A 21,294-nucleotide genomic window follows, 5' to 3' on the forward strand; every position below is an offset into this window, starting at 1 on the left:
GGGTTACCCCTTCATGATGGTCTGATAAACGATATCCAGATGGTTGTGGATCGGGATGGCCTGGCGCTGCCAGCGGTGGAGCTGCGAATACTTGGTACGGTCGGCCTTGGATTCTGCCGCACGGGCCTTGGCCTTGTAATCCGTGTTGTCGGCGACGACTTCGGGGAAGGTCGTCTTATGGTGGTTGAGATAACCAAATACCTCCGACTCGTACAAGAAGGCTTCCTTGTGGATCGTTGCGCACTTCTTCTGCTTCACGAAATTGAAGGCGGCGGGGATTTCCGCTTCCGGGTCTTCCTCGATCCGGTTGGGCAAAAGAACGATACGTTCCTTGGGAATACCGAACTCGGCCAATGCGGCAGCCGTCGAGATGCCCTCGAGATAGCTTTTCTGTTCCGGGGTTACCGGGATGACATAAAGATCGATCTCTTCATCGGCACCAGCGAAGCGAGACATCGCTTCGATGAATGGCTCGATATTGGAGGCGCCGACATCGACGATTGCATCGTCTTCCAGCACCAGATCCTCGATCAGCTCGCCAAAATCTTTTCCCTTGAGCGTGCGGACATTCTTCGCGCCTAGATCGGCCGCGGAAAGGTTGATGGTTTCAATGGCATAAAACACCGCATCGGGCATGCGAGGTAGAAACAAATGCATGGCCGTCATCGTCTTTCCGCAGGTGCCGCTGTAGCTCAGAAGCGCAATCTTACTCATCGTCATTTCTCCTACCGTATTTGTCTGTGTCGAACTCGTTGGCATTGAATCCCTTGGGTGGTCGGAAAGCGCCACCTTTCATGGGCATTGCCTTTTTCTTTTCCGCCGGCTTCTCATCCGGAGAGGGGGCCGGTGTCGGATCGTTCGTTTCGGCTTCTGGATCGTGCGTTCCACTAACCTTCTTGTTTGGATTGTACGATCCAGTTTCTCGCTGAATAGTTTGTGGATCGTGCGATCCACTTGCATCCCGTTTCTTACGCGCTCGTTTCAGGGCCACGCAAAACCCATTGAAGCTGAGTGTCAGTTGATGCTCGGCCTTGATGGATTCGTAGATTTCCTGTCTCGAGGCACCGTTGTCGATCGCCTGCTCAATGTCGTCGAGCAGATTGCGAACGACTGCCGAATCGCTTCGCGGTTTGATGTTGGTGAGTGGCATGTGGGCTTACCTCTGATGCCTAGGGCTGATAGGTCCACGTCGTTCTCCTTTGCGACCTCGTTCTGTACTCTACCTGTACCCTTTCAGTACCTCAACCCTTGGATTCGCTTTTTTTGTGTACTCTTAGTGTACCCTGGTTGTACTTCGTTCGTACCCTACCTGTACTCACCAGAGCGCTTCGCACTCTGGAGCCTTTGAAAAAACGCTTTCAAGAGGGTCCAGAGGCCCTTAACACGTGGTGCAAGAGCCCATTGGGGTGGTAGGTTTGATCCTTAACGAGCGATACACCATACGCAATGCTTCGCATCGCTAAGCCATTGATATTGCTGCGCAAAATCAAAATGGCTTGTTTTCTATGTCATACCGGCGTATGACATATAGGCCTGTAGAGCCTATTATAAGCGGGTTTTGATGTCATACATGCGTCATACATAAAGGAAGGGACATGCCAGTTATCAGCGTCCGCTGTTCTCAAGCGGAAAAAGACGAGTTGGAGGCGCGTAGCGGCGGCAACGTGTCCGCCTACGTTCGCCACCTGGTCTTTGGCGATCACGATCCGCATAGCGGTCTCGCTCACCGCTTGGATGATCTTCGCGAAGACATCCTCGAAGCGCTCCAGGGTGGCCAAAGTGGCCCGGCCCAGGTTGACTCCCCCGGCGTTCCCGATTGGGTGGCGGCATCGGTCCTCGAGATGCTGATGATGATGCGGTTCCAGTACAAGCAGGACGTTCGTCAGAAAGCCATGGGGGAAGTCGAGCGGGTCGGCATGGTCCCCTTCGAGTCGGAAACCTATCTCAAGCAGCGGGAGGAAAACGATGGATAAGTCTCAACGGGTTGGTGTGGCGTTCTTCACGATGCTGCTGCTGCCCTGCCTGTCATGGCTGGCCGTTGCGATCTTTGGCTTCGATATGACACGTGAGAACGCCAAGCAAATGCTGGTGCCGCTGATTCAATATACGTTCAAATTCTACGCCGAAGGGTGGCTGCTTTGGGGTGTCCCTATCACGGTTTTCGTATTGGCTATCGCGGGGAATATCGCACTAGCCATTTTGTATAAACCCGTCTTCAAGGGGGCGCCATTTCAGAAGTTCTATCGCGGCACGAAGATGGGGAGTCAGCGAGAATTATCGCGCAAGACAAAAGAGCGAAAAAAGGATCAGATTACGATCGCCAAAGTGCCGGTTCCGACGAAAAGCGAGACATCACACTTCGCGATTGGTGGTAGGACCGGTGCTGGTAAATCGACCATCCTCAAAGAGATGATGCTATGCGCCATGTCCCGTGGCGATCGCCAGATCATTCTGGATAGTGACGGTACTTTCGTCGAAACCTTCTATCGTCCCGGCGATACGATTCTCAATCCCTACGATGCAAGGACCGCCGGCTGGAAGTTCTTCAACGAGATTCGTCATGACTACGACTACGAGCGCTATGCCAAATCTGTGATTCAGATATCGCGCAGTAGCGACAGTGAAGAATGGAATGACTACGGTCGTACCTTGTTCCGGGAGGTGGCGAAGAAGGTCGCCGCGACAAGCCGCAACCCGTCGATGCAGGAAGTGTTCGACTGGTGTTGCCTCAAGGACTCCAAGGAGCTGGCCGAATTCTGCCAGGGCACCCATGCGGCGGCGATCTTCTCAGGTCACTCGAAGGCGGTCGGGAGCGTGCGTTTCACCCTGTCCAACAAGCTCCCACCCCATCTCAAGATGCCCGATGGCAATTTCTCGCTGGTCGATTGGGTCAATGATCCCAACGGTGGCAACCTCTTCATCACCTGGAACGAAGAGATGAAGGAGTCGATGACCCCGCTCATCTCCTGCTGGGTCGATACCCTGTTCGACGTGATCATTGCGATGGAGGACTCCCGCAATCGCCGAATCTGGACCTTCCTCGACGAGCTCGAGTCGCTGGGAAGGCTGCCCACCATCCAGAAGGCCATCACCCGCGGCCGTCGTAAGGGGCTTCGCAACGTGATCGGCTTCCAGTCGTTCTCCCAGCTCCAGGAGGTCTACGGCGAGAAGATGGCCACCACCCTGCTTTCCAACCTGGGCACCGTGATTGCGCTGGGTGTCGGTCGCGGTGGCACGGACACCGCCGAGCAGATGGCCGACATGCTCGGCAAGCACGAGGTGAAGCGCGAGAAACGGGGTTCGACTCGTTCATTCGGCGGTCTGCCGTCTACCAGCATCCACAAGGAAACGGTGACTGAGCACGTCGTCATGCCCTCGCAGATAGCCGCGCTGGATGACCTGCATGGCTTTCTGGCCTTTCCTGGTTCCTTGCCCGTCGCCCCGATCGAGTTCGAGCACGTCAATTACACCCGGAAGAACAAGGTCGAGGCCTTCGTTCCCAATGAGTTGGTATAGGTCCCGGAATGCTCAACATCACCACGATCAGTCGTCAGCAGATTGGCAGTGTCGTGTCCTACTACACCGACAGTGCCGATGATTACTACGCCAAGGACGGGTCTGCCATGCAGTGGCATGGCAAGGCCGCGGAGACACTGGGGCTCGATGGCCATGTCGATCAGTCGCGTTTCCATGAGTTGATGCGTGGCCACATCGATGACCAGACCCAGCTTCGGCGGGTGAAGCTCCAGGACATGGACAAGGAGCGCCTTGGCTATGACCTGACTTTCTCGGCCCCCAAGGGGGTCTCGTTGCAGGCGCTGGTCCATGGTGACCAGCGGATCATCGATGCCCATGACAAGGCGGTAGCGGCCGCCGTCAAAGAGGCCGAGGGGCTGGCCATGGCGCGCAGCACCACCCAGGGCAAGACGAGTATCGAAGAAACCGGGAACCTGGCCGTCGCCGCCTTCCGACACGAAACGTCGCGCGAACTCGATCCACAGCTTCACACCCACGGTTTCGTCATGAACCTGACCCAGCGTAAAGATGGCGAGTGGCGGGCGTTGACCAATGATCGGATCGTCAATTCGCTGTCCCATCTGGGCAACGTGTACAGGGCGGAGCTGGCCAAAGAGCTTCATAGCCAAGGGTTCCAGCTTCGCTATGACAAGAACGGCACCTTTGACCTGGCCCATTTTTCCCGCGAGCAGGTTGACCATTTCAGCCAGCGCAGCCAGCAGATCGAAAAGGCGCTGGCCGAAAAAGGCCTGGATCGCGGCAGCGCGACCCAGGCGGAGAAAAACCAGCTCTCATTGGCGACACGGCGTAAGAAGGACGGCAACGTCGATCGTGAGGTGTTGCGTGAAGTTTGGCAGGAGCGGTCCCGAGAGGCGGGTATCGACTATTCGCGCAAGGAGTGGGCCGGGGCCGGTTACGATCCCAAGGCTGTCGATCGGCAAAGCATGCCGACCAATCTCAGCAACCCCAGGGAGCACTGGGCTAACGAGTCGGTGAAGTTCGCCATCGAGAAGAACACCGAGCGCCAGGCGATCGTCACCACCAAGCAGCTCGAGCACGATGCATTGACCCATGGCCAGCCCGTGGTGTCGATCACCGACATCCGTGCCGCGATCGAGCGTCGGGCCCGTGAAGGCCATCTAATCAAGGAGTCCGACACCTATCGGTCGATGAATCAGGCCGGTAATGGGCGTAAAGGAAAGAGCGAGGAAGGTCCGGCGCTCACCCGTGCCGAATGGACGCGCCAGGTGCAGGAGGACACGGGCCGTTCGAAGGCTGAGGCTCGCCGGCTGGTCGATCAAGGCATCGAACAGGGGCGGTTGTTCAAAGCGGAGCCTCGCTACACCACGCAGATCGCGATGCAGCGCGAGCGGGACATCCTGCGTATGGAGCGCCAGGGGCGCGGCGGTGTCGCGGCGGTGGCCAAGGACAAAGAAGTCGATCGATTCCTCGAGCGTCACTCGACCTTGAGTAAGGGACAGCGTGAGTCGGTCCAGATGATTGGCACTAGCACCAACCGTTTCACCGCCGTCCAAGGTTACGCCGGCGTCGGCAAGAGCTTCATGACCACGACAGCCAAGGAGCTGCTGGAAGACCGCGGCTACCAGGTGCAAGGGGTGGCCATGTACAACAGCCAGGTTGGCAACCTCAAGAACGAAGGCATCGACTCGCAGACCGTGGCGGCGTTCCTCAAGGCCAGCGAGAAGAATCTGGGACCCAAGAGCGTCGTGTTCCTGGACGAAGCCGGGGTCGTCCCGGCACGTCAGATGCGTGACCTGATGAAAGAGGTAGACCGCCATGGCGCCAGGCTCGTCATGCTGGGCGATATCAGCCAGACCAAGGCTATCGAGTCCGGTAAGCCGATGGAGCAGTTGATGAAGGCAGGGATGCAAACGTCGCGGATGGATGAGATACAGCGGCAGAAAAGTTCGCCAGAGCTGCTGAAAGCGGTTCAGTTTGCCGCCGAGGGGAAGACCGGCCAATCCCTTGGCCACCTCAAGAGCATTCAAGAGGTTCCGGTTGCCAATGAGCGTCACTTCAAGATGGCCCAGGACTTCATGGCGCTGCCCGCGGCTGACCGCGAGAAGTCGATCGTGCTGACCGGCACCAACAAAAGTCGCCAGGAGATCAACGGATTCGTCCGTGAAATGATGGGCCTCAAAGGCACCGGGAAACCTTTCGAGCTCATGCATCGCGACGACTCGACCCAACCCGAGCGCAAGGACAGCCGGTATTACCAGAAGGGCCAGATCATCGTCCCAGAGAAGGATTACAAGGTGGGGCTGGTACGGGGTGAGCAGTACCGGATTATCGACAACGGACCAGGCAACAAGCTGACGGTGACCTCGAGCACCGGCGAGCAGATCCAGTTCAATCCGTCTCGAGCCTCGAAGCTCAGTGTGTACCGGGTCGACAAGCAGGAGCTGGCCAAGGGCGACCAGGTGAAGATCCAGCGCAACGTGGCCAACCTGGATCTTCGCACCGGCGAGCGGTTTACCGTTCGCGATGTGAGTAGCTCCGGATTGCTGATGGAAAACGACAAAGGCCGTGTGGTGAAGCTCGACAACAAGGGTGCCTTGCCACTCAGCTATGGCTACTCGACCACCGTTCACAGCTCTCAGGGGCTGACCGAGGATCGCATCTTCGTGAATCTCGATTCCAAGTCGCGGACTTCATCGAAGGAGGTGTATTACGTGGCGATCTCCCGCGCTCGCCACGAAGCCAACGTCTATACCGACAGCCGCGAGAAGCTGCCGGCGGCCGTGAGCAAGGAAACGGAGAAATCGACGGCGCTGGATCTCAAACAGCTACAGCGTCACCTACATGAACATGAGAACGGCGATCGCGACCGGAAACAGGAACGCGACGATCGAGGGTTCGGCGGGCAGGAACGAGAAGGGCGACAGGAAGTGCAGCAGGCGGCTCGTGAACGTCAGCAGAAGCAGCAGCGCGAGAAGGCTGACGATCGTGGTTTGGAGCGTTAGGGTCAAAGACCGCCGCGGTTGATGACATCCGTTAGAGACATGCCAGCGTCGAAGCGTTCGCGGGTGAACGCTTCGTGCGCCTGCATTAACGAGGTATGGACACCGGATCGCCAGCTCTTGAGGGTGATCCATTGGCCATTTCGCAGCACCTGTAGTCGTCGGCCGGTAAACCTAAACCACCGGCCGTTGAAGTTGCGTTCGTCGTAGCGCATTTGGTTTTGTACCCTACCTGTACCCGGCGTGATCCTATTGAGTACCCTTTAAGTACCCTTTGTGTACCTTCCTTGGGTGTCTACTCTCGCTTGTCGATCAGCCATGAAAGCACCACGTCGGTGCCATAGGCTTGTTTCCACTGTTTGAGTTCTCGGTGATTCTGGCCACGTGTCTCGATGACACGGCCTGTGTGCGGGTTCTTGTAGACAAGCATCGGGCTATGGGCGCCCGAGGGTTGATAGCGGGGGAGGGGGCGGTGATGGTATCCGCGCTCGAGGTCGACGATCGCAGCCAGGTCGTCGATGTCGCGGCCATAGTCCGCCACGATGGTCAGGACCTTCTCTCGCATCTCGAGGTCGTGTGCTAGGCGCGCGTTGCGGCGCATAACGTCGAGCTCGAGGCGGAGCTTTTGCACTTGCGCTTGCGTCCGTAGGTATTGCGAGAGAAAGGTCATGGCATTCACTTCATCATCTGTTCTTTCTTGAATTGCGGATCGTACAGCACTTCGGTGATGGCGTAGTGCTCCATGAAGATGATGACGTCCAGTGTCGTGTTGATGGTCTTCATGATGATTTCCCAGTCGAGCCCTCGACCAATCTCGGATCGCTTGACCAGCGTAGCCAGGCGCGCCGGCACGCTGGCTGCACTTTCCGCGTGCGTTGAGAATATGCCACCGGGGTGGGCAGTGTTCGACGCTTCCAGGTAGTCCCAGGCAGCATCGTCGCGAAGCTCGGTGAGGATGATCCGATCAGGCGTGAGGCGCATGCAGGCCGTCAAGCACTCGCTGGCCGACACGCGACCAGCCCCGTCGCCATAGCGCATATAGCCCATCTCATGGTGGGCATCTGAACCGGCTTCGTGCACGTCTTCGAGAACGATCAGGCGTTCCGTGACGGGGATTTCACGAATCAAGCTGCGGGTGAAGGTCGACTTGCCGCTTCCCGTAGAGCCTGCGATCGCGATGTTGAGCTTATGATTGACTGCACCCCGGAAGAACTCGATGAGCTGATTGTTGGCCAGTTTGTCGAGAAGATCCTGCTCGAAGTCTTCCAGCTTACGGGCATCGCTATAGGTCCGTTGGCGTGTGCTGGAAAATCGGCCCTCACGCTCCAGGTCCTCGAGCGTCTTGATCACTGGAAGATGCTTTCGAAACGCCACAAGGACGGTGCCGGTGAGGACTGCCGGTGGCCACACGATGGTGCCGCGGGAGCCGTCGGGGAGCTCGAGGTAGTTGATGGCTTTCCTGGCCACGCCGTTCCAGTGACACAGAGCCTTGGTCAGCGCTTCCAGCTTCTTGAGAGTGATATCGGGCCGATCATGAAGAACGCGCCCCTGAGAGCGCGTGTCCGTGACTACCTGGCCGGGTTTATTGACTCGTATCTCGGTGACATCGGGATCATCGAGATACTGCTGAAAGGGTGCAAGCTGGGCCACGACGTTGGTGTCACGGCTCACTCGCTTGTTGATGACAGGTGCTGTGGTCATTGCATCTCCAGACCGTAGACATCGCTGAAATCGAGATCCTTGGCCACGTAGATGGCCACTGGCTTGCCCTGCTCTGCGTAGAGCGTTGGGGGGATGTCGATCGTGGCCTGCAAGGCTTCCTGAGCGAGCTGGTCGGTGGTGGATGAAGTGTTGTTCAGGTTGATGTTCGTGTTGCTGTCCCCGGCGTTGTCTGCCAGTGATTGCACCGCGGCATCACCCAGATCACCGAAAGCACTGACCAGTAGCGCGCCGCCAAAACGATCCCAGAAGTGGGTGTCGACCTGGCCGGGAATCCCCGCGGAACCCAGTGCGTTAGTGCCCGAACTGTCGATGTTGATGACAGTGTTGTCGGGATTACGCAGACGGTTCCAGGCAACGAAAACGCGTGCCTGACCGTGTTGGATGCCACTACCAATGAGCCCCGAAATCTGAGCGCCCTTGTCGATTAGGCGGACGCGTCGGTCAGCAGAATAGACCTCCCGACTGACCATACAGCCAACCTGGCCGGGCACGGTGGTGTCGAGTTCCGTTGTCGTTCCGCACAGGATCATGGTGCCCTGTGGCACCGTCATCGACGGGTGCTCGAGACGAGAGGCCTTTGCGCGTGCAACTTCTCCACTGTTGAGCTTGCCAAAGAATGACTGGCTGTCGTCGCTAGGCTGACCCGAACCCTGTTGCCCGCCGCCGGCGCCGCTTCCAGATGAGTCGATGGGCGAATCGAAATTCTCGAAATTGGCCAGCCGACGTTGCATGGCACGCTGTTCAGGTGTCATCGCTTCTTCGTCGTCACTATCGGGTGGCGGCATACGAAACGAGTTATCAGGCTCCGGCGCAGGCACAGCCACTTGTGGTGTCGGTTCGGGGGAGGGGGGCGCCTCCTGCTGCTGGGGCTGAGGTGGCGCCGGCGGTGCGCTATCAAACTGATAACGCGAACTGGTCGCCGGCTGGGTGTTGGGGTTGTTGTCTGGTTGAACTTCTTCGTCTGTTTTTAAAAGCCTAATGCCAAGTATTACGAGCGCGCCTAGAACCACTAGGCTCATGAGGAGAACAAAGCCTTTCGCACCCCGAACACGCTTCCGATTGCCAGGATCAAAGGCTTCACGATCGTCGAAGTTATCATCAGGCGGAGTACCGGCATTCTCATTGTTGCCGTCGATCACTTGATCGACATCTACGTCTCGAGAACTCATTGGTCACCCCCTTCACTGTCCCTCATCACACGTTTGACGTTTGGCGACACGGTTCCGCTGGTGCTTCCGCCGATGGAGGGGTTGAATCCACCGTTGACGACGCCAACGACTTTATCTCCATACCGGATGCGCCATTCACGTGCCGTCTGGCTGGCTACCAGGATGTTGTTGTTTTCGCCTTCGACAGAGACGTTGGCAACCGTTTCTTCGCCGTTGGGGCCAATCACGAACACTGTCGGGAGAGTGGCGTTAGCTGGAAATTTGAAATAGGTGAACGAGTAGTTGTCCCAAACATTCAGAGGCTGAATCGATCGTGAGCCGACCGCATTCGACATGCGGTAATCCAGATTGACCGCTTCAGCCGGATCGGCTCGGTCCAGCGCCTCTTGAACGCGCCGATCTTGCAGCTCGGCGTTTGCCTTTGCCATGTCCTCCATCGGGTAGTCGAATCGAACTGACACCGTGGCCTGACGCATCGACCAAGGCGTATGTATGAACTTTTCGACTTCCTGGCCGTTTTCTTCGGCCGTGTAGCTACCGATGTAGTGAAGGAGGATGTGGTAAGTACGCTTATTGGTAACGATGGTCAGGTTGGTGTCGCTCTCCTCAGCCATCGGGCGAATGAAGAAGTTGTTTTCGACATGCGTAAATGCCCAGGCCCCGGCTTGACCGAAAGCATGGGTGACATATTGTTCGTCGGGGGCGACCTGAATCTGGGTTGCAATGCCAACGACACCATCGACCCGCACGGTATCCATCGGATTATATTCAACGGTCTTGATCCGATAGTCGTAGGGGGAATCGCGCCCTCTATCGACAGCATGAGCAGCAAGCGGCGCGGCGCTCAGGGCTAGAGCCAAGACTGGTACGATGATTGGTTTTTTCATGTCGACTCCCCTCAGCGCCCAGTGTTTTCGGCATGCTTGTCGAAGCTCGTTACCAAAAACCCAAGAGGGTTCTTGTAGCGATCATCAACGTCCATGGTCCGGTTGGGGTACTCATAGGAAAGAGTCGCGATCCAGTGTTGCTCGGGGTCAGGTAATCGCTGGCCTCGATCCTGCCTTTGAGTGGTATAGCGAACGGTCGCTTGGCCGGTCTGTGGGTTCGCGATAACGGAGTTGATTTCCACTCTCACAACCTTGGAATCACCCCAGCGCTTGTCGAGGCTGTTCTGACCGCCGAATTGAGCTGCGTAGGGCTGTGCCACTGTGCGGCTCGACATCAACATCGTAGTGTCGTAAAGCGTTTGCTGTTGATAGTAGTTATATGATTCTCGAACCTGGATGTAGCGTGCGACATATCCCGCGTCGACTGCTTCTCCATAGCTTTTTTGACTGGTCACCAGTTGCGTTGGCTCAACGATTCCCGTATCGGAGTCCAGCGTTAGTAGCTGTGAAGCGATCGGCTGGGCATACCGGTGGAGTGTGAAACCCGCTAGGCCGAGTCCCACTATGCCGCAGAAGAATCCGCCGGCTGCCACCTTCCAAGCCAGCGAGCGTGATTTCTTGATCTCAAAGAAAAGGTCAGCTTCCAACGTGCCCCGTCGCGCCATGTGGCTTTTCAGCTTGTCGCGCTCGATACCTTCTTCTTCCTGGGTGGGAGCGGTTTGATCGGTTGCCGTGCCTGTATCTCGGCGATTGCGTTTGTTTCGAAGCATTATTCCTGGCTCCCTTGACCAGTAGCGTTGGCTTGCACTTTGGATCTATCGATTTCCTCTGGGACGTATCGGTTGACATCAACCAGGTTCGACATATCTGGCTCAGGAGGGGGCGTTGGTGATGACGCGCAACCGGTAACGGTTAGGACCAACAGGAGGCCGAACAGAACAGAACGCATACAGCTATCCCTTTGCTGTGACTCAGTACCTTTATATTATACCCTGAAAGTACATTTTCAAGACATAATTCAGGCGCAAGAAAGAGCGCCTTCGTCGGGCGCCCCAAGTTGTTGATCTAAATGCTATCTTTGTCGCGCGAAACGGAGAATAGCGCCGGCTGCTTGCCCCGCTGCACCACCGGCAGCTCTTATTCCAGCGCCGGCGGAAGCGGCACCCGATTTCGCTGCACCCGCTGCTCGTGACAGCCTACTTGCCTCTCCAGCACCTGCCCCAGCATTGGAGCCTAGTGATTTGCCACCTCCACCCCTTGATGCGCTTCGATATCCGTCATAGGTGGCCGCGATTCCGCTAGTGATTGAAGATGTCAGACCTGGCATCTTGAACATGATGAATGTAGTAACAATAACGAGTATTCCGGACTCCATCACCGTAGATATCTTGTCTGAGTTTTCATCCTGTAGCGCTTGCGTGATAACCTGCTCATAAAAGGTGTTCATAATAGAAAATACTGCTGTCACTAGGACTGCAAGGAGAACGTAGTTAAAGAGCGCGCCAATCCACGGCGTGAACAATCTTTTTGTGCCATCAAACATCAAGGCGAATATAAAGATAGGGCCAAGACCGACAATTATGGCGAGCATAAGCTTCGCCATTAGAATAAAGGCGGCGCCGATACCGCAAAGGAAGAAGGTGCTGACAAGTATATGAACCCCAATATAAAGAGAAGCGATACTGTCAAAGCTCCAGCCAATGTTATCGAAGGCCTCTTTAGCCAAAATGCCACCTTTGTTTGCGGCAGAATCAATAACGCTACCCATGCTATCGCTTGAGGCACCAGTGCCTCCCATGTACAAAGCGGAGGATAGCTGGTCGGGCAAGCTCAACGCAGTAGAAGCAAAATCGGTTTGGTATAATCCGCCGGCTCCTGCGATTGCAAGAATCGCTGCGTAGCGAGCAAACCTAAGGAACAAACCGGACAGCGGTTCACCGGAGGCGGGCGTGAACATGATGAATAGCCCTTGGATCAACAGTGAAACCGCCAGGCCCAAGCTGATTATGGGGACGATAAGTGTGATCGTGTTTGAAATATTCTCGATAGCGTAATTGGTAGCAACAGTGTCGAGGATATCGAACAGGTCTGCGACAAATGTAAAGTCCACTTCGCCCCTCCTTTATTAGTTTCCGTCCAGGGAAATTTTAGAGCTTTTTAGAGACCGTTTGTCACCGATGATCTCATCTTTCGACTCAGCTCTCATAGCGTTTTGGCAGTTGGTGGACATGGCTTCTGCGCTATCATTTTTGCACTCTTCGACGAACTCCTTCCTCTCAGAATCATGCTGAGACCACCACTCTACAGTTTTGGGATCTTCGTCATTGCAACCAGAAAGCATCATGATTGCCGCCGCCGTGACCAAGACCAGAACGCTCTTTAAGCTCATTTTAATTACCCCATGATAAGTTGGTTGAGGACATTGAATCTTTATCACCCACGATTCCTTTCATAACTGCACGTCGTCTTTGGTCCTCGTACATTTGAGACTGGGAGCCCTGCAAACCAATCATGTTTGCAAGCCTCATGTTCTGTGCATCGATTGTGCCTTGAGATACATTGATCCTGGCTTGCAGGTCCTCTATTTCTTTTTGCGTCGTTGCGGTTTTAATTTCCTCTTGTAGCTCTGAGAGGTTTTCCAGCTCCTGGCGATTATCGTCGTAGATTTTTTGCAGAACCGCTCGATCATGAGCGCTTTTAGTCCTCGACCTCTGTCGCGTGTACTCAATTGCCTCATCGTTTGTCATGTTACTGATTTCATTGTCGAGGCTGCTAATAGTTTGCTCAGCGTTCGATGAATACGCATTTGAGCTTCCATATACGTCGTCCCACTGCTCTGGGAACTTTTGTGCAGCATCATAGGCGGAATTACCGCCTATCGACCCCATTCCCGATGTCCCTGTAATCGCATCCAGTTGCTCTATCTGTTTTTGGTACTGCTGCTGTAGTTGCTTGACTGAATCTTCAAGCTGTGTCAGTTGCGCCATAGAATTCATATCCAGCGTCGCAATTTGTGCGTGGGCTGCACCTGCTGTAAACCCCACGGATAACACTGCGGCTGTCAATACATGTTTAATCATGGTCGCTTCCCCTTCATGCGATTCCTTGACGTTTCCAGAACTCAGGCATCCAAACGTCTGGATCGTCGGTGCCCAGTTCTTCGATAATGTTGTCGCACAATTCCGCTCCGTCTGGCGTTCCAGAAAGGATCGAGATTTCACGGTCCATTCCCGCCAGGTTAAGCCGTGCCATCGTCGACATTGACCCCTGCTTAACCATGAATTGCCGCGATCCTTCGGGTATCGATGCAACCTGGCGATACTCTTCTTCGGTCAGCTTCATGACTTCGACGTAATCTCGATGACTCGCCTGTGGGTTGGCCAACATCACGGTCGTAGCGATCTGCTGAATCACGGTGCGACCAATGCGACTCTCGATAGCGTCGTTAGGCTCCTGGGTCGCGAAGACGTAGATGGCGTCCTTCTTACGGTCTGTTTTCAACCCACGCTTGATCTCGATATCCATAATCGGATCGTTGAGGTAGCTGTGGAACTCGTCCATCGACACGATCGTTGGCCGGGTGCCATCGATCGTCTTACGAATGCGGAACAGCAGATACATCAGCATCGGCGCGCGGGTTTCAGGGGCCGGCTCATCCTTCTCGACAATGAACTCGCTGAGGTCGAATCCCATGATGTCGCGAACGCTCATGTCCAGCTCATCGTGGGTATTGTCGAACAACCAGCCATTCTGGCCACCTTCGCACCAGGGGCTCAGAAGCTCCACCAGGGTGCTCTTGCTGTCGGCGTCGGTCCGCTCGGGGTCCGGCACCTGCTGCATGAGCGTGGTCATGGTCCGTTCTTCAAGGGAGAACTGGCTTTCGTCGCCCATGACTTCATCGACGCCTTCGTTGATCGCGACCACATCTTGGGGATCAAGCTGACGGCCTAGCGTCGTTTCGGCGCAGACTCGAACCAGCCGCTTGACGAAGGCGATGTTGGTGCGTGTCGGCTCCATTTGAAGCGGCTGAAATCCGCTGGCTTCGCCCTCCCTCATCACGCGGTAGTAGCCCCCCAGCGCCATCACCATCTGGCGCATGCCTTGGTCGCGGTCAAAGATGAAGTTCCGCGGCTTGTACTTGGTAGAGAACGTCAACAATGCGTTCATCAACGTCGTCTTACCTTCGCCGGTCTTGCCCAGGAACAGGGTGTGGCCAGCAGGGCGTTTACCCACTGAGTCAGCATGCAGCGGGGTAGGGTGCCAGTTGAAATGGAAAGGGCTTCCGGCAGTCGTCTCGAGCATGGCCACGGCATCACCCCAGGGGTTCAGCCGAGGCTTACCGGTGTGAAGGTTGTGGAAGCTCGAGAACGACAGGAAGTTCTTCGACGTTACTGGCGTGGGTCGGGGAACCAGAGCTTGATTGCCTGGCAGGCGCGCGTAGTAGGCGGCCTCTGACGCCATACCGATCGGTTGCGCGGAGACGCCGCAGTTGTTCATCATCGTGCGCGCGATGCTGGCTCGTTTCGCCGCCGTCCGATTCTTGTGACCAAACACATGCAGGGTAGCGTGGTGCCAACCGTACACGAAATCACCACTGACCAGATCATTCGCTGCCAGGCTCAGTTCGTCGGTCTGCGAAACGGCGAGGTCATTGGTCTCACGCATGGCCTTTTGCGCCCGCGTGAGATAGGTCCGGGCCTGGTGCTGGCCCATGCACTTGAAACTTTGGGTCAGCACGAATTCAAAATCGGCTGCCAGGAACTTGTTGAGCTGACCCGGCTCGGTGCTCGGCTCGTAGTCGCGGATCTCGATGCCCGCGGTATAACGAACACCATCGAGCTGTCGAATCTGGATGATGTCACCGAACATGCTGGCTACCGTTCGGTTGTATTGCAGCGTCTCGCTAATCTTCCGGCGCCCGATCAGGACTGGCTGCCACTCTCCGTTGACCAGGAACGAGAAGAGCTCGAGCGGTTCGGAATAAGCGTATTGCTTGCCGATTGCCTGTTTGATGTCGGGTGCCGTGAACTTGTTGTCGTCGAGCAGATCGTCCTCGTCCAGATCCTCGTCGGCATCGTTCATCACGACGGTAGGTGCCACCTCGCCGGTCTCATCTCGGTAGTACACGCCCAGGCGCTCGATTCCGTAGCGGCTCATTCCCCCCATTATCTGGCTGGAAATGCTCTCCAGGTCCTCGATGGCCTCCTGTTGCAGCTCCCGGATGTCGTCACGGCTCAGCTTCTCCATCTTGGAGAGATAGCGCTGCGTGGCATCACCGACGGGGTTGTAGACCACAGAAAGATATAGGTCGTTGGCCATCGTAGGCTGCTTGGCGAACTTGGCCGCGTAGTTCTCATCAAGGCGTCGGGCAAAGCTCGTCGGGAAGTGGGCCGACTGGTAGGCGTCGACCTTCCTGTGGTGCAGGTGTGTCCAGAACGAGACGTGTTCGTCGCCTACCTGTTTCAGCATGTGGTTCAGGTCGAGACACCACTGAATCAGCTCCTGGTCAGACGCCGTTTCGTAGGTTCGCCCCCGGACACGAAAGGTCGTCACATACTCGCCATTCTCGGTGCTGATGATGTTCTCGGTGACGTGGCTTCGGAACGGAATGTATTGCGCTGCGGCCTGCTCACCGCGATAGCGTCGTGCTGCGGGTTTTAGCATTTACTGATCCTCGCGAACGTTGCTCATGGGTGAGTAGGAAGATCCCTGCCAAACATCGAGGGGATTCTTCTCGTCGCCTTTGTTGAACCGGCGGTGGCTGACGGCCGTCCTGATGCGATTGATTCCCTTGGTACGAAACCACAGGGCCAGAATTCGGAAGGCGCGATCGTCGTGCTTGCAGATGCAAAACTCGATAAACCACGCGAAGAAGAGCACCAGCAGTGCCCATAGCTGGATGTGCAGCCAGAGCGTGGCGCAGGCCATCAACGTGACGATCATGGGGGTGCGAGGGACACCCAGGAACGTGGGCAGTCGCGTCGCGCCTTTGTACAAAGTGAACATGGGTGGCCCTCAATGAGTCAGCGGCGGTAAGCCCGCCGCTGGGTTGCTGGCGATGATGATGCGATCAGCTCAGGCCGAAGAAGCCCAGGATCGCCGACACCGAACCGATGATGATGCAACCGATGACGATGCGACCAGCCCAGACCATGGGCAGCCAGCCGATCATCCACACCAGGGCACAGACAATGATGATTACGGTCGCAGCGGCCGGAATCCACTGCATCAACCAGTCTTCGAGGTTGGCGAAAGACGATTCGGCAGTGCTGACCTGCGCGAACGCCGGCGAGGTTGCGAAGAAGGCCATCAATGCTGCGACGAAGGCCAGCGACTTGTGCTCAATTGCTCTCATTCAGATTTTCCCCTTGGCAGATTAATTCGACGTTTCCGAGATTGAGCTGTGGGAAATAGATTTCCATTTCCTCACGTATCCACTCGGCCAATTTATCCAGAGAGGACCAGTACCGGACGTTACCCGTGTCCTTCGCCTTGATAACGCAAGCGACCTCCTGATCGCTTTCCTCAGTGATATGGAAAATTGGCAACCACTCCTTTCCTGATATCCGCTGTATTCGATGGATGGTTACGTTGGTGATCACCCCCTTGTCTTTCCGCTCGTTGATATACGGCTGTGTCAGCACATAGACCCGGATCGTTGCGTTCATCTATCACCCATTACAGCCGTGGTATCTTGTGGGTTTTCAAAGGCGCCACCATCGCTGTTAGCGAAGGCATCGCCTTTGTCGGCACTAAAGGCATCCTTGGCGTAGTCCGGTGTTTCGGGCTCGCCCTGTGATGGTTCGCTACTGGCTGCGGAAGCCGTTTCGGTCGGCAATAATTCAGGAACGCGATGGGCGTCCGCAATGCTTTGGACGGAGGCCACATAGCCGTTTCGGTAACCGTTTTCCGAGTTGCCGGTGTTGTAGCAGGAAAAGGCATTTCGCAGCGCGCGCTGAGGTTCGGTACTGGCGTTTGTTTCTTTTCCGTAACATGCTGTGAGAATAGTTTGCGCTGCTTTCAAATTTTTGCAGCCGTCAAATAATTCTACTGCACTAGTATTTAGCCATCCAAAGTTACCGGAGTTGATCTGGCCATAGCCCACATCGAAGTTCGCGCCCTCAGCGCTCAGGCGTTCGACCATGGCAATGGCCTCATCCTCAGTCCTTGGCGATAAACTACCCCCACCGTTGATATTGATGGCCAAACGTCGATTGGAAGACTCCTGTGCAACCAGGTACGCCATGGTCAGAGGATGGACCTCAGGTGCGCATCGCTTTGCGAGCGCGATGACGGAGGCGGCGATCGGCTTTTCTACCGCTTCCACCGGTGAAGCGGCTAAGGTAGCCGGCGCCATGAGAACTGCCAATGAGAAGGCTGCGCATCGACGTGTAAGCGATTGCATATGCATAAGGTAATTATGTCTTGAAAGTATGGTTTCAGATGATATCGTTAGCCTATAAGGATTCAACGAGATGTCAAGACGACAGGGCGATAAGAACGACGAAATAGGCCAGAAGAAGGAAAAGCAGGTGCCAGTAACCCGGATCGAGTTCGTGCCGGTCAACATTGCTACGCAAGGGGGGCAGTCGAAACATCCCCCAAAGTTCCGAGACCCTGAGAACCCCTTTCATACCTGGAGCGGCTACGGCCCCAGACCAAAGTGGCTCAGGAAGTACATCGAAGAGGAAGGCCGCAGTTTAGAGGACTTCCGGATTAGATAGGAGATATGGCCATGCCAAGGGTCGTCGATTTCCAGAAAGAGAAAGAGCGTGTTCTCGACTCTCGCCGCCTCAAGCGCGACAAGGCCAAGCAGGCACGCAGCCACCGTCGCCGGCAGGTGATCGGTGGCGCGTTGCGCCGAGGCGCCACTGGCACGATTCGCTGGTCCGCGATCGTGGGGACGGGTTTCCTGACCAAAGCCCTCGTCTTCTTTTATCGACTGGTTGCCTGGTTCATCGGCTCCATCGCTGTCTGCCTGCTGATGGGCGTGGCTTTCTACTACTTCTTCCCCGAAACCCCGGACTGGGAAGGCATGGGGCGCATGTCGATCGGTCTTGCGCTTTGTGGCGCGGTCTATGGCGGCTACCTGGCCATCATCTACGCGCTTAGCTTCGCGAACGAAAAACTCAAACTCCCCCAACAGAAGGAGGCAGCATGATTCACAAATCCCTGATCCTTGCCATCGCCCTTGCCGGCGGGATCGGTGCCACCAACTCAGCGATGGCCGCGTCGGACGACGAGTGTGCCAACTGGCTATGTCTGCCCGCGGGCTTTCCTGGGGGATCAAACTGCGAAGGCCCCTATGACGCCATGATGGATCGGCTCAAGGAGGGAAAGTCGCCGCTACCGAACTATTCATCGTGCGCATCGAAAGAGAGTTACGACCCGCAGTTTGCGATGTCTCAGAAATATGGTAACGCCACGTTTTACAATGGTGAGTACCATAAAAACGAGACCTGCCGGATGTACGGCAACAATGAATATCGCCCACACGGGTGCATGGGCAGGAACTACTGGTATTTCGAGCTCTATCAGGCGGACGGAAGCGTTGTTCCTATGGAACAAGGAAACGCGGGATATGGCCGAGTCGTTGACAATACCCGCTACATTCCGAAGTAAGGAGCTTGGAGCATGAAAAAGGTTTTAGGGATCGTTTTGCTGGGGGCACTTACAGGCTGTGCCAGTTCCCAATCGGTCAATCAGACCAATGCCGAAGTGGATAGCCTGCGCATGAAGGTCGGGGAGCTCGAGGCCCGTGTTCATGCATTGACCCGGCGTCCCACTGTACCAGCACCCCGTGAGCACTACTGTTATATCAATGGTCAGCAGTTCAGCAAGGGCACGATTATCAGTGGTCGAATCTGCGAAACTCAGCCTGGCAGTGGCGGTGAATTGCAGTGGGGATTCCACGACTGATTCATTCCCACGACCCCAAGAGCGAGCCCCAGGGCTCGCTTTTTTGATGGAGCTACCATGTCTCTCGAACAGGCGATCCCGGTTGGCGGCGCGCTGGCCCTTCTTGTGTTGTTCAATGCGGGCATCTTCTGGCGCTTACTGAGAAAGATTCTGGGCATCCGCAGGCCCAGCCAGCGACGCCGCGAGCGGTCGGCGCGCCGGGTCATCGCCAAACTCCCCCACATACCCCGGTTCGAGCAGAAGCTGGCCTATCTCCGGAAGATCGATCCTTTCGTCTTCGAGGAAGCGATACTCGAGGCATTCGAGCAGCGTGGCCAAAGGGTTCGTCGCAACGAGCGTTATAGCGGCGACGGCGGCATTGACGGCCAGGTCGAGATCGCGGGCAAGCGCTACATCATTCAAGCGAAGCGCTACCGGAATCACATCAACGCGCGACACATGCGGGATTTCTGCGCCCTTGTCGATCGCCACGAGTGCTGGGGAATCTTCATTCATACCGGGCGAACCGGGAAGCTGCCGCGGGCGCTGGCCAACGGACACGATCGGGTCAGCATCGTGAGCGGTCGACGGCTGATCAAGTTGCTGACGCCATTAGACGATCAGACGCCGGTGCCTGAGAAGTCGACCGAAGACACCACAGCGACCACTCGACAGTCGTCGACAGCTTCGCCGGCCGTCCCGCAGCCCAAACCCCAACAGAGGTCACTGGACCTTTAAAACGGGTCCATATGCCTAGTCGGCATGGGTGCCAAAAACGACCGTTTCTGGCACCCGTCGCTGGAAGCCTGAAAAGAGTCGAAAAAGGGGGTTGAGATGTTTCAAAACCTGTTTCAAAATCAAAGTTCCAAAAACGGTGGTTTTGCAACATCGAGAAAGTACCATGATCGACGACAATGATCGCCAGACTCAGCCGCTTAAAGTCGGACGCACCATCGGGTATGCCCGCGTGTCGAAAGAGCAACAGAACTTGAATTTGCAGCTCGACGCGCTCGAGACCATGGGTTGCGATGTCGTCTACCAGGACAAGGTGAGTGGTGTCGATTTTCTTCCCGAGCAAGCGCAGGCACTCAAGGCGCTCCGGCCAGGCGATACCTTCGTGGTTTGGCGGATCGATAGACTGGGGCGTAAGACAGGCGACTTGCTGGGTCTCATGGAATGGTTCAACCAGAACGAGATCGAATTTGTTTCGACGACCCAGCAAATTGACACTCGCACGCCAACCGGGCGATTAATGTTCGCGATGAACGCGGCCTACGCGGAGAACGAGCGCGAGCAGCTTATCGAGCGGACTACCGCGGGACTCAAGTCTGCCCGCAAACGTGGTCGCGTCGGTGGCAGACCCAAGTCGCTCACTGACGCACAGAAGGCGGAGATCAAAGCGCTTGTCGATGCTGACGTGTGCTCGATCACCGAGGTATGCGCACGTTACAAGATTTCCCGAACGACATACTTTCGAGCGTTTCGAGGTGAGAAGGAAACAGGGTAGGACGGACAGAAATGAAAACGCCCGCTATAGGCACGGCATTGCCAGCGGGCGCGGATATCAGCGCAAAGGAGAACTCGGCTGATGCTTCACAGTATAAGACGCCTCATTACAAAATTTCAATGCAACCAGGTAGTCATGGTCGCCGGCACAGCGTCGCTAGCAGCGGTCGCAACTTGGCACGCGATGGCCGATGGTACTAACCATGCGCCCCCCATGGAGAGCTGCCGCGTCACGGTTGCTGACCATAGCGACCTCTATCCTGTCGCCATTACCAAGGATCAACAACAACGCGGCCTGTCTGGCCGCGAAGACATCGGCAAAGGGATGTTGTTCGTGTGGCGCGAGCCCACGACCCCCGCTGTCTGGATGAAAGACACCCATGTCGCACTATCAGTCGCCTTCATCGATCCGACTGGCCGGATTAGCGCGATCGAAATGATGGCTCCCGAAACGCTCGACTACCACGTCCCACCAGGGCCGATACTGGCCATGCTCGAGCGAGGCAAGGGGCAGTTCAGGAAGGACGATATCAGCGTCGGTGATCACGTCCAGGCAGAGTGCCTGACTTTCAATGCTGAACCCCGGCCGATTGCGCCGGGCATGGAGTAGTCGGT

The 21,294-nt window shown here is 56.2% G+C and carries 27 protein-coding genes; 10 read left to right on the plus strand and 17 right to left on the minus strand.

Features of this window, described 5'->3' with window-relative positions; genetic code table 11:
- Nucleotides 1-3: 3 nt before the first annotated feature.
- Nucleotides 4-714: a StbB family protein gene (gene stbB, locus ACWHY3_RS19355; RefSeq protein ID WP_448128227.1), complete on the minus strand. Its 711-nt coding sequence runs from the start codon at nt 712-714 to the stop codon at nt 4-6.
- On the minus strand, nt 707-1,150 hold the full coding sequence (locus ACWHY3_RS19360; protein ID WP_448128228.1) for a hypothetical protein: 444 nt from the start codon (nt 1,148-1,150) through the stop codon (nt 707-709). The genes stbB and ACWHY3_RS19360 overlap by 8 nt, the downstream gene beginning before the upstream one ends.
- Nucleotides 1,151-1,595: 445 nt before the next feature.
- Here ACWHY3_RS19360 and ACWHY3_RS19365 point away from each other — a divergent pair, with 445 nt between their 5' ends.
- From ACWHY3_RS19365 to mobF, 3 genes are read left to right on the plus strand one after another with little or no spacing between them, the layout of a single operon-like run.
- Entirely contained in the window at nt 1,596-1,973 is a 378-nt protein-coding gene (locus ACWHY3_RS19365; protein ID WP_448128229.1) for a hypothetical protein, read from the plus strand.
- Nucleotides 1,966-3,516, plus strand: a complete 1,551-nt coding sequence (locus ACWHY3_RS19370; protein WP_448128185.1) for a type IV secretion system DNA-binding domain-containing protein — start codon at nt 1,966-1,968, stop codon at nt 3,514-3,516. Before ACWHY3_RS19365 ends, ACWHY3_RS19370 begins: the two co-directional genes overlap by 8 nt.
- Before the next feature lie 8 nt (nt 3,517-3,524).
- Nucleotides 3,525-6,500: a MobF family relaxase gene (mobF, locus tag ACWHY3_RS19375; RefSeq protein WP_448128186.1), complete on the plus strand. Its 2,976-nt coding sequence runs from the start codon at nt 3,525-3,527 to the stop codon at nt 6,498-6,500.
- Nucleotides 6,501-6,502: 2 nt separating this feature from the next.
- Here the strand turns inward: mobF and ACWHY3_RS19380 are convergent, their stop codons facing one another.
- The 15 genes from ACWHY3_RS19380 to ACWHY3_RS19450 all read right to left on the minus strand — a co-directional run bounded on the left by ACWHY3_RS19380 (nt 6,503) and on the right by ACWHY3_RS19450 (nt 17,632).
- Entirely contained in the window at nt 6,503-6,712 is a 210-nt protein-coding gene (locus ACWHY3_RS19380) for a hypothetical protein (protein WP_448128187.1), read from the minus strand.
- Between the two features lie 80 nt (nt 6,713-6,792).
- The gene (locus ACWHY3_RS19385; protein WP_448128188.1) at nt 6,793-7,167 is read right to left on the minus strand and encodes a histone-like nucleoid-structuring protein, MvaT/MvaU family; all 375 of its coding nucleotides are present in this window, start codon (nt 7,165-7,167) and stop codon (nt 6,793-6,795) included.
- 5 nt (nt 7,168-7,172) lie between these two features.
- A complete protein-coding gene (gene virB11 / locus ACWHY3_RS19390; RefSeq protein WP_448128189.1) occupies nt 7,173-8,147 on the minus strand; it encodes a P-type DNA transfer ATPase VirB11 in 975 nt (324 codons plus the stop codon).
- A gap of 47 nt (nt 8,148-8,194) precedes the next feature.
- Nucleotides 8,195-9,388, minus strand: coding sequence for a type IV secretion system protein VirB10 (gene virB10, locus ACWHY3_RS19395; protein ID WP_448128190.1), 1,194 nt, complete (start codon nt 9,386-9,388; stop codon nt 8,195-8,197).
- A complete protein-coding gene (locus tag ACWHY3_RS19400; protein WP_448128191.1) occupies nt 9,385-10,275 on the minus strand; it encodes a TrbG/VirB9 family P-type conjugative transfer protein in 891 nt (296 codons plus the stop codon). The genes virB10 and ACWHY3_RS19400 overlap by 4 nt, the downstream gene beginning before the upstream one ends.
- Before the next feature lie 11 nt (nt 10,276-10,286).
- Nucleotides 10,287-11,045 carry a virB8 family protein gene (locus ACWHY3_RS19405; protein ID WP_448128192.1) on the minus strand — a complete coding sequence of 253 codons (759 nt, stop codon included), beginning with the start codon at nt 11,043-11,045 and terminating at the stop codon, nt 10,287-10,289.
- Nucleotides 11,045-11,224 carry a hypothetical protein gene (locus tag ACWHY3_RS19410; RefSeq protein ID WP_448128193.1) on the minus strand — a complete coding sequence of 60 codons (180 nt, stop codon included), beginning with the start codon at nt 11,222-11,224 and terminating at the stop codon, nt 11,045-11,047. The genes ACWHY3_RS19405 and ACWHY3_RS19410 overlap by 1 nt, the downstream gene beginning before the upstream one ends.
- A gap of 123 nt (nt 11,225-11,347) precedes the next feature.
- Complete coding sequence (locus ACWHY3_RS19415) at nt 11,348-12,385, minus strand: type IV secretion system protein (RefSeq protein ID WP_448128194.1); 1,038 nt, start codon at nt 12,383-12,385, stop codon at nt 11,348-11,350.
- 15 nt (nt 12,386-12,400) lie between these two features.
- The gene (locus ACWHY3_RS19420; protein WP_448128195.1) at nt 12,401-12,664 is read right to left on the minus strand and encodes an EexN family lipoprotein; all 264 of its coding nucleotides are present in this window, start codon (nt 12,662-12,664) and stop codon (nt 12,401-12,403) included.
- Nucleotide 12,665: 1 nt separating this feature from the next.
- Complete coding sequence (locus ACWHY3_RS19425; protein ID WP_448128196.1) at nt 12,666-13,355, minus strand: type IV secretion system protein; 690 nt, start codon at nt 13,353-13,355, stop codon at nt 12,666-12,668.
- A 13-nt stretch (nt 13,356-13,368) separates the two neighbouring features.
- Nucleotides 13,369-15,939, minus strand: coding sequence for a VirB4 family type IV secretion/conjugal transfer ATPase (locus ACWHY3_RS19430; RefSeq protein ID WP_448128197.1), 2,571 nt, complete (start codon nt 15,937-15,939; stop codon nt 13,369-13,371).
- Nucleotides 15,940-16,281: a type IV secretion system protein VirB3 gene (locus ACWHY3_RS19435; protein WP_448128198.1), complete on the minus strand. Its 342-nt coding sequence runs from the start codon at nt 16,279-16,281 to the stop codon at nt 15,940-15,942.
- 64 nt (nt 16,282-16,345) lie between these two features.
- On the minus strand, nt 16,346-16,630 hold the full coding sequence (locus ACWHY3_RS19440; protein ID WP_448128199.1) for a TrbC/VirB2 family protein: 285 nt from the start codon (nt 16,628-16,630) through the stop codon (nt 16,346-16,348).
- Nucleotides 16,617-16,943 carry a hypothetical protein gene (locus ACWHY3_RS19445; RefSeq protein ID WP_448128200.1) on the minus strand — a complete coding sequence of 109 codons (327 nt, stop codon included), beginning with the start codon at nt 16,941-16,943 and terminating at the stop codon, nt 16,617-16,619. The genes ACWHY3_RS19440 and ACWHY3_RS19445 overlap by 14 nt, the downstream gene beginning before the upstream one ends.
- On the minus strand, nt 16,940-17,632 hold the full coding sequence (locus ACWHY3_RS19450; protein WP_448128201.1) for a lytic transglycosylase domain-containing protein: 693 nt from the start codon (nt 17,630-17,632) through the stop codon (nt 16,940-16,942). Before ACWHY3_RS19450 ends, ACWHY3_RS19445 begins: the two co-directional genes overlap by 4 nt.
- 118 nt (nt 17,633-17,750) lie before the next feature.
- Here ACWHY3_RS19450 and ACWHY3_RS19455 point away from each other — a divergent pair, with 118 nt between their 5' ends.
- From ACWHY3_RS19455 to ACWHY3_RS19485, 7 genes are all read left to right on the plus strand, one after another.
- Nucleotides 17,751-17,999 carry an H-NS histone family protein gene (locus tag ACWHY3_RS19455; RefSeq protein ID WP_448128202.1) on the plus strand — a complete coding sequence of 83 codons (249 nt, stop codon included), beginning with the start codon at nt 17,751-17,753 and terminating at the stop codon, nt 17,997-17,999.
- Between the two features lie 11 nt (nt 18,000-18,010).
- Entirely contained in the window at nt 18,011-18,436 is a 426-nt protein-coding gene (locus ACWHY3_RS19460; RefSeq protein ID WP_448128203.1) for a hypothetical protein, read from the plus strand.
- Entirely contained in the window at nt 18,433-18,897 is a 465-nt protein-coding gene (locus ACWHY3_RS19465; RefSeq protein ID WP_448128204.1) for a hypothetical protein, read from the plus strand. Before ACWHY3_RS19460 ends, ACWHY3_RS19465 begins: the two co-directional genes overlap by 4 nt.
- A gap of 12 nt (nt 18,898-18,909) precedes the next feature.
- Nucleotides 18,910-19,194, plus strand: coding sequence for a hypothetical protein (locus tag ACWHY3_RS19470; RefSeq protein ID WP_448128205.1), 285 nt, complete (start codon nt 18,910-18,912; stop codon nt 19,192-19,194).
- Between the two features lie 57 nt (nt 19,195-19,251).
- On the plus strand, nt 19,252-19,911 hold the full coding sequence (locus ACWHY3_RS19475) for a restriction endonuclease (RefSeq protein ID WP_448128206.1): 660 nt from the start codon (nt 19,252-19,254) through the stop codon (nt 19,909-19,911).
- Nucleotides 19,912-20,074: 163 nt separating this feature from the next.
- A complete protein-coding gene (locus ACWHY3_RS19480; RefSeq protein WP_448128207.1) occupies nt 20,075-20,680 on the plus strand; it encodes a recombinase family protein in 606 nt (201 codons plus the stop codon).
- Between the two features lie 213 nt (nt 20,681-20,893).
- A complete protein-coding gene (locus ACWHY3_RS19485; protein ID WP_448128208.1) occupies nt 20,894-21,289 on the plus strand; it encodes a DUF192 domain-containing protein in 396 nt (131 codons plus the stop codon).
- The last annotated feature ends 5 nt before the right edge of the window (nt 21,290-21,294 follow it).

It is taken from the genome of Salinicola sp. NYA28a, assembly GCF_976982775.1.

What these genes read in the sequence shown, in the direction of transcription:
- stbB (WP_448128227.1), bottom strand. Translation starts at nt 714, where the DNA reads ATGAGTAAGATTGCGCTTCTGAGCTACAGCGGCACCTGCGGAAAGACG.
- ACWHY3_RS19460 (WP_448128203.1), top strand. Translation starts at nt 18,011, where the DNA reads ATGCCAAGGGTCGTCGATTTCCAGAAAGAGAAAGAGCGTGTTCTCGAC.
- ACWHY3_RS19440 (WP_448128199.1), bottom strand. Translation starts at nt 16,630, where the DNA reads ATGAGAGCAATTGAGCACAAGTCGCTGGCCTTCGTCGCAGCATTGATG.
- ACWHY3_RS19370 (WP_448128185.1), top strand. Translation starts at nt 1,966, where the DNA reads ATGGATAAGTCTCAACGGGTTGGTGTGGCGTTCTTCACGATGCTGCTG.
- ACWHY3_RS19420 (WP_448128195.1), bottom strand. Translation starts at nt 12,664, where the DNA reads ATGAGCTTAAAGAGCGTTCTGGTCTTGGTCACGGCGGCGGCAATCATG.
- ACWHY3_RS19475 (WP_448128206.1), top strand. Translation starts at nt 19,252, where the DNA reads ATGTCTCTCGAACAGGCGATCCCGGTTGGCGGCGCGCTGGCCCTTCTT.
- ACWHY3_RS19360 (WP_448128228.1), bottom strand. Translation starts at nt 1,150, where the DNA reads ATGCCACTCACCAACATCAAACCGCGAAGCGATTCGGCAGTCGTTCGC.
- ACWHY3_RS19400 (WP_448128191.1), bottom strand. Translation starts at nt 10,275, where the DNA reads ATGAAAAAACCAATCATCGTACCAGTCTTGGCTCTAGCCCTGAGCGCC.
- ACWHY3_RS19450 (WP_448128201.1), bottom strand. Translation starts at nt 17,632, where the DNA reads ATGGCGCCGGCTACCTTAGCCGCTTCACCGGTGGAAGCGGTAGAAAAG.
- ACWHY3_RS19485 (WP_448128208.1), top strand. Translation starts at nt 20,894, where the DNA reads ATGGAGAGCTGCCGCGTCACGGTTGCTGACCATAGCGACCTCTATCCT.
- ACWHY3_RS19410 (WP_448128193.1), bottom strand. Translation starts at nt 11,224, where the DNA reads ATGCGTTCTGTTCTGTTCGGCCTCCTGTTGGTCCTAACCGTTACCGGT.
- ACWHY3_RS19470 (WP_448128205.1), top strand. Translation starts at nt 18,910, where the DNA reads ATGAAAAAGGTTTTAGGGATCGTTTTGCTGGGGGCACTTACAGGCTGT.
- ACWHY3_RS19480 (WP_448128207.1), top strand. Translation starts at nt 20,075, where the DNA reads ATGATCGACGACAATGATCGCCAGACTCAGCCGCTTAAAGTCGGACGC.
- virB10 (WP_448128190.1), bottom strand. Translation starts at nt 9,388, where the DNA reads ATGAGTTCTCGAGACGTAGATGTCGATCAAGTGATCGACGGCAACAAT.
- ACWHY3_RS19465 (WP_448128204.1), top strand. Translation starts at nt 18,433, where the DNA reads ATGATTCACAAATCCCTGATCCTTGCCATCGCCCTTGCCGGCGGGATC.
- mobF (WP_448128186.1), top strand. Translation starts at nt 3,525, where the DNA reads ATGCTCAACATCACCACGATCAGTCGTCAGCAGATTGGCAGTGTCGTG.
- ACWHY3_RS19380 (WP_448128187.1), bottom strand. Translation starts at nt 6,712, where the DNA reads ATGCGCTACGACGAACGCAACTTCAACGGCCGGTGGTTTAGGTTTACC.
- ACWHY3_RS19405 (WP_448128192.1), bottom strand. Translation starts at nt 11,045, where the DNA reads ATGCTTCGAAACAAACGCAATCGCCGAGATACAGGCACGGCAACCGAT.
- ACWHY3_RS19365 (WP_448128229.1), top strand. Translation starts at nt 1,596, where the DNA reads ATGCCAGTTATCAGCGTCCGCTGTTCTCAAGCGGAAAAAGACGAGTTG.
- ACWHY3_RS19435 (WP_448128198.1), bottom strand. Translation starts at nt 16,281, where the DNA reads ATGTTCACTTTGTACAAAGGCGCGACGCGACTGCCCACGTTCCTGGGT.
- ACWHY3_RS19425 (WP_448128196.1), bottom strand. Translation starts at nt 13,355, where the DNA reads ATGATTAAACATGTATTGACAGCCGCAGTGTTATCCGTGGGGTTTACA.
- ACWHY3_RS19455 (WP_448128202.1), top strand. Translation starts at nt 17,751, where the DNA reads ATGTCAAGACGACAGGGCGATAAGAACGACGAAATAGGCCAGAAGAAG.
- ACWHY3_RS19430 (WP_448128197.1), bottom strand. Translation starts at nt 15,939, where the DNA reads ATGCTAAAACCCGCAGCACGACGCTATCGCGGTGAGCAGGCCGCAGCG.
- ACWHY3_RS19445 (WP_448128200.1), bottom strand. Translation starts at nt 16,943, where the DNA reads ATGAACGCAACGATCCGGGTCTATGTGCTGACACAGCCGTATATCAAC.
- ACWHY3_RS19385 (WP_448128188.1), bottom strand. Translation starts at nt 7,167, where the DNA reads ATGACCTTTCTCTCGCAATACCTACGGACGCAAGCGCAAGTGCAAAAG.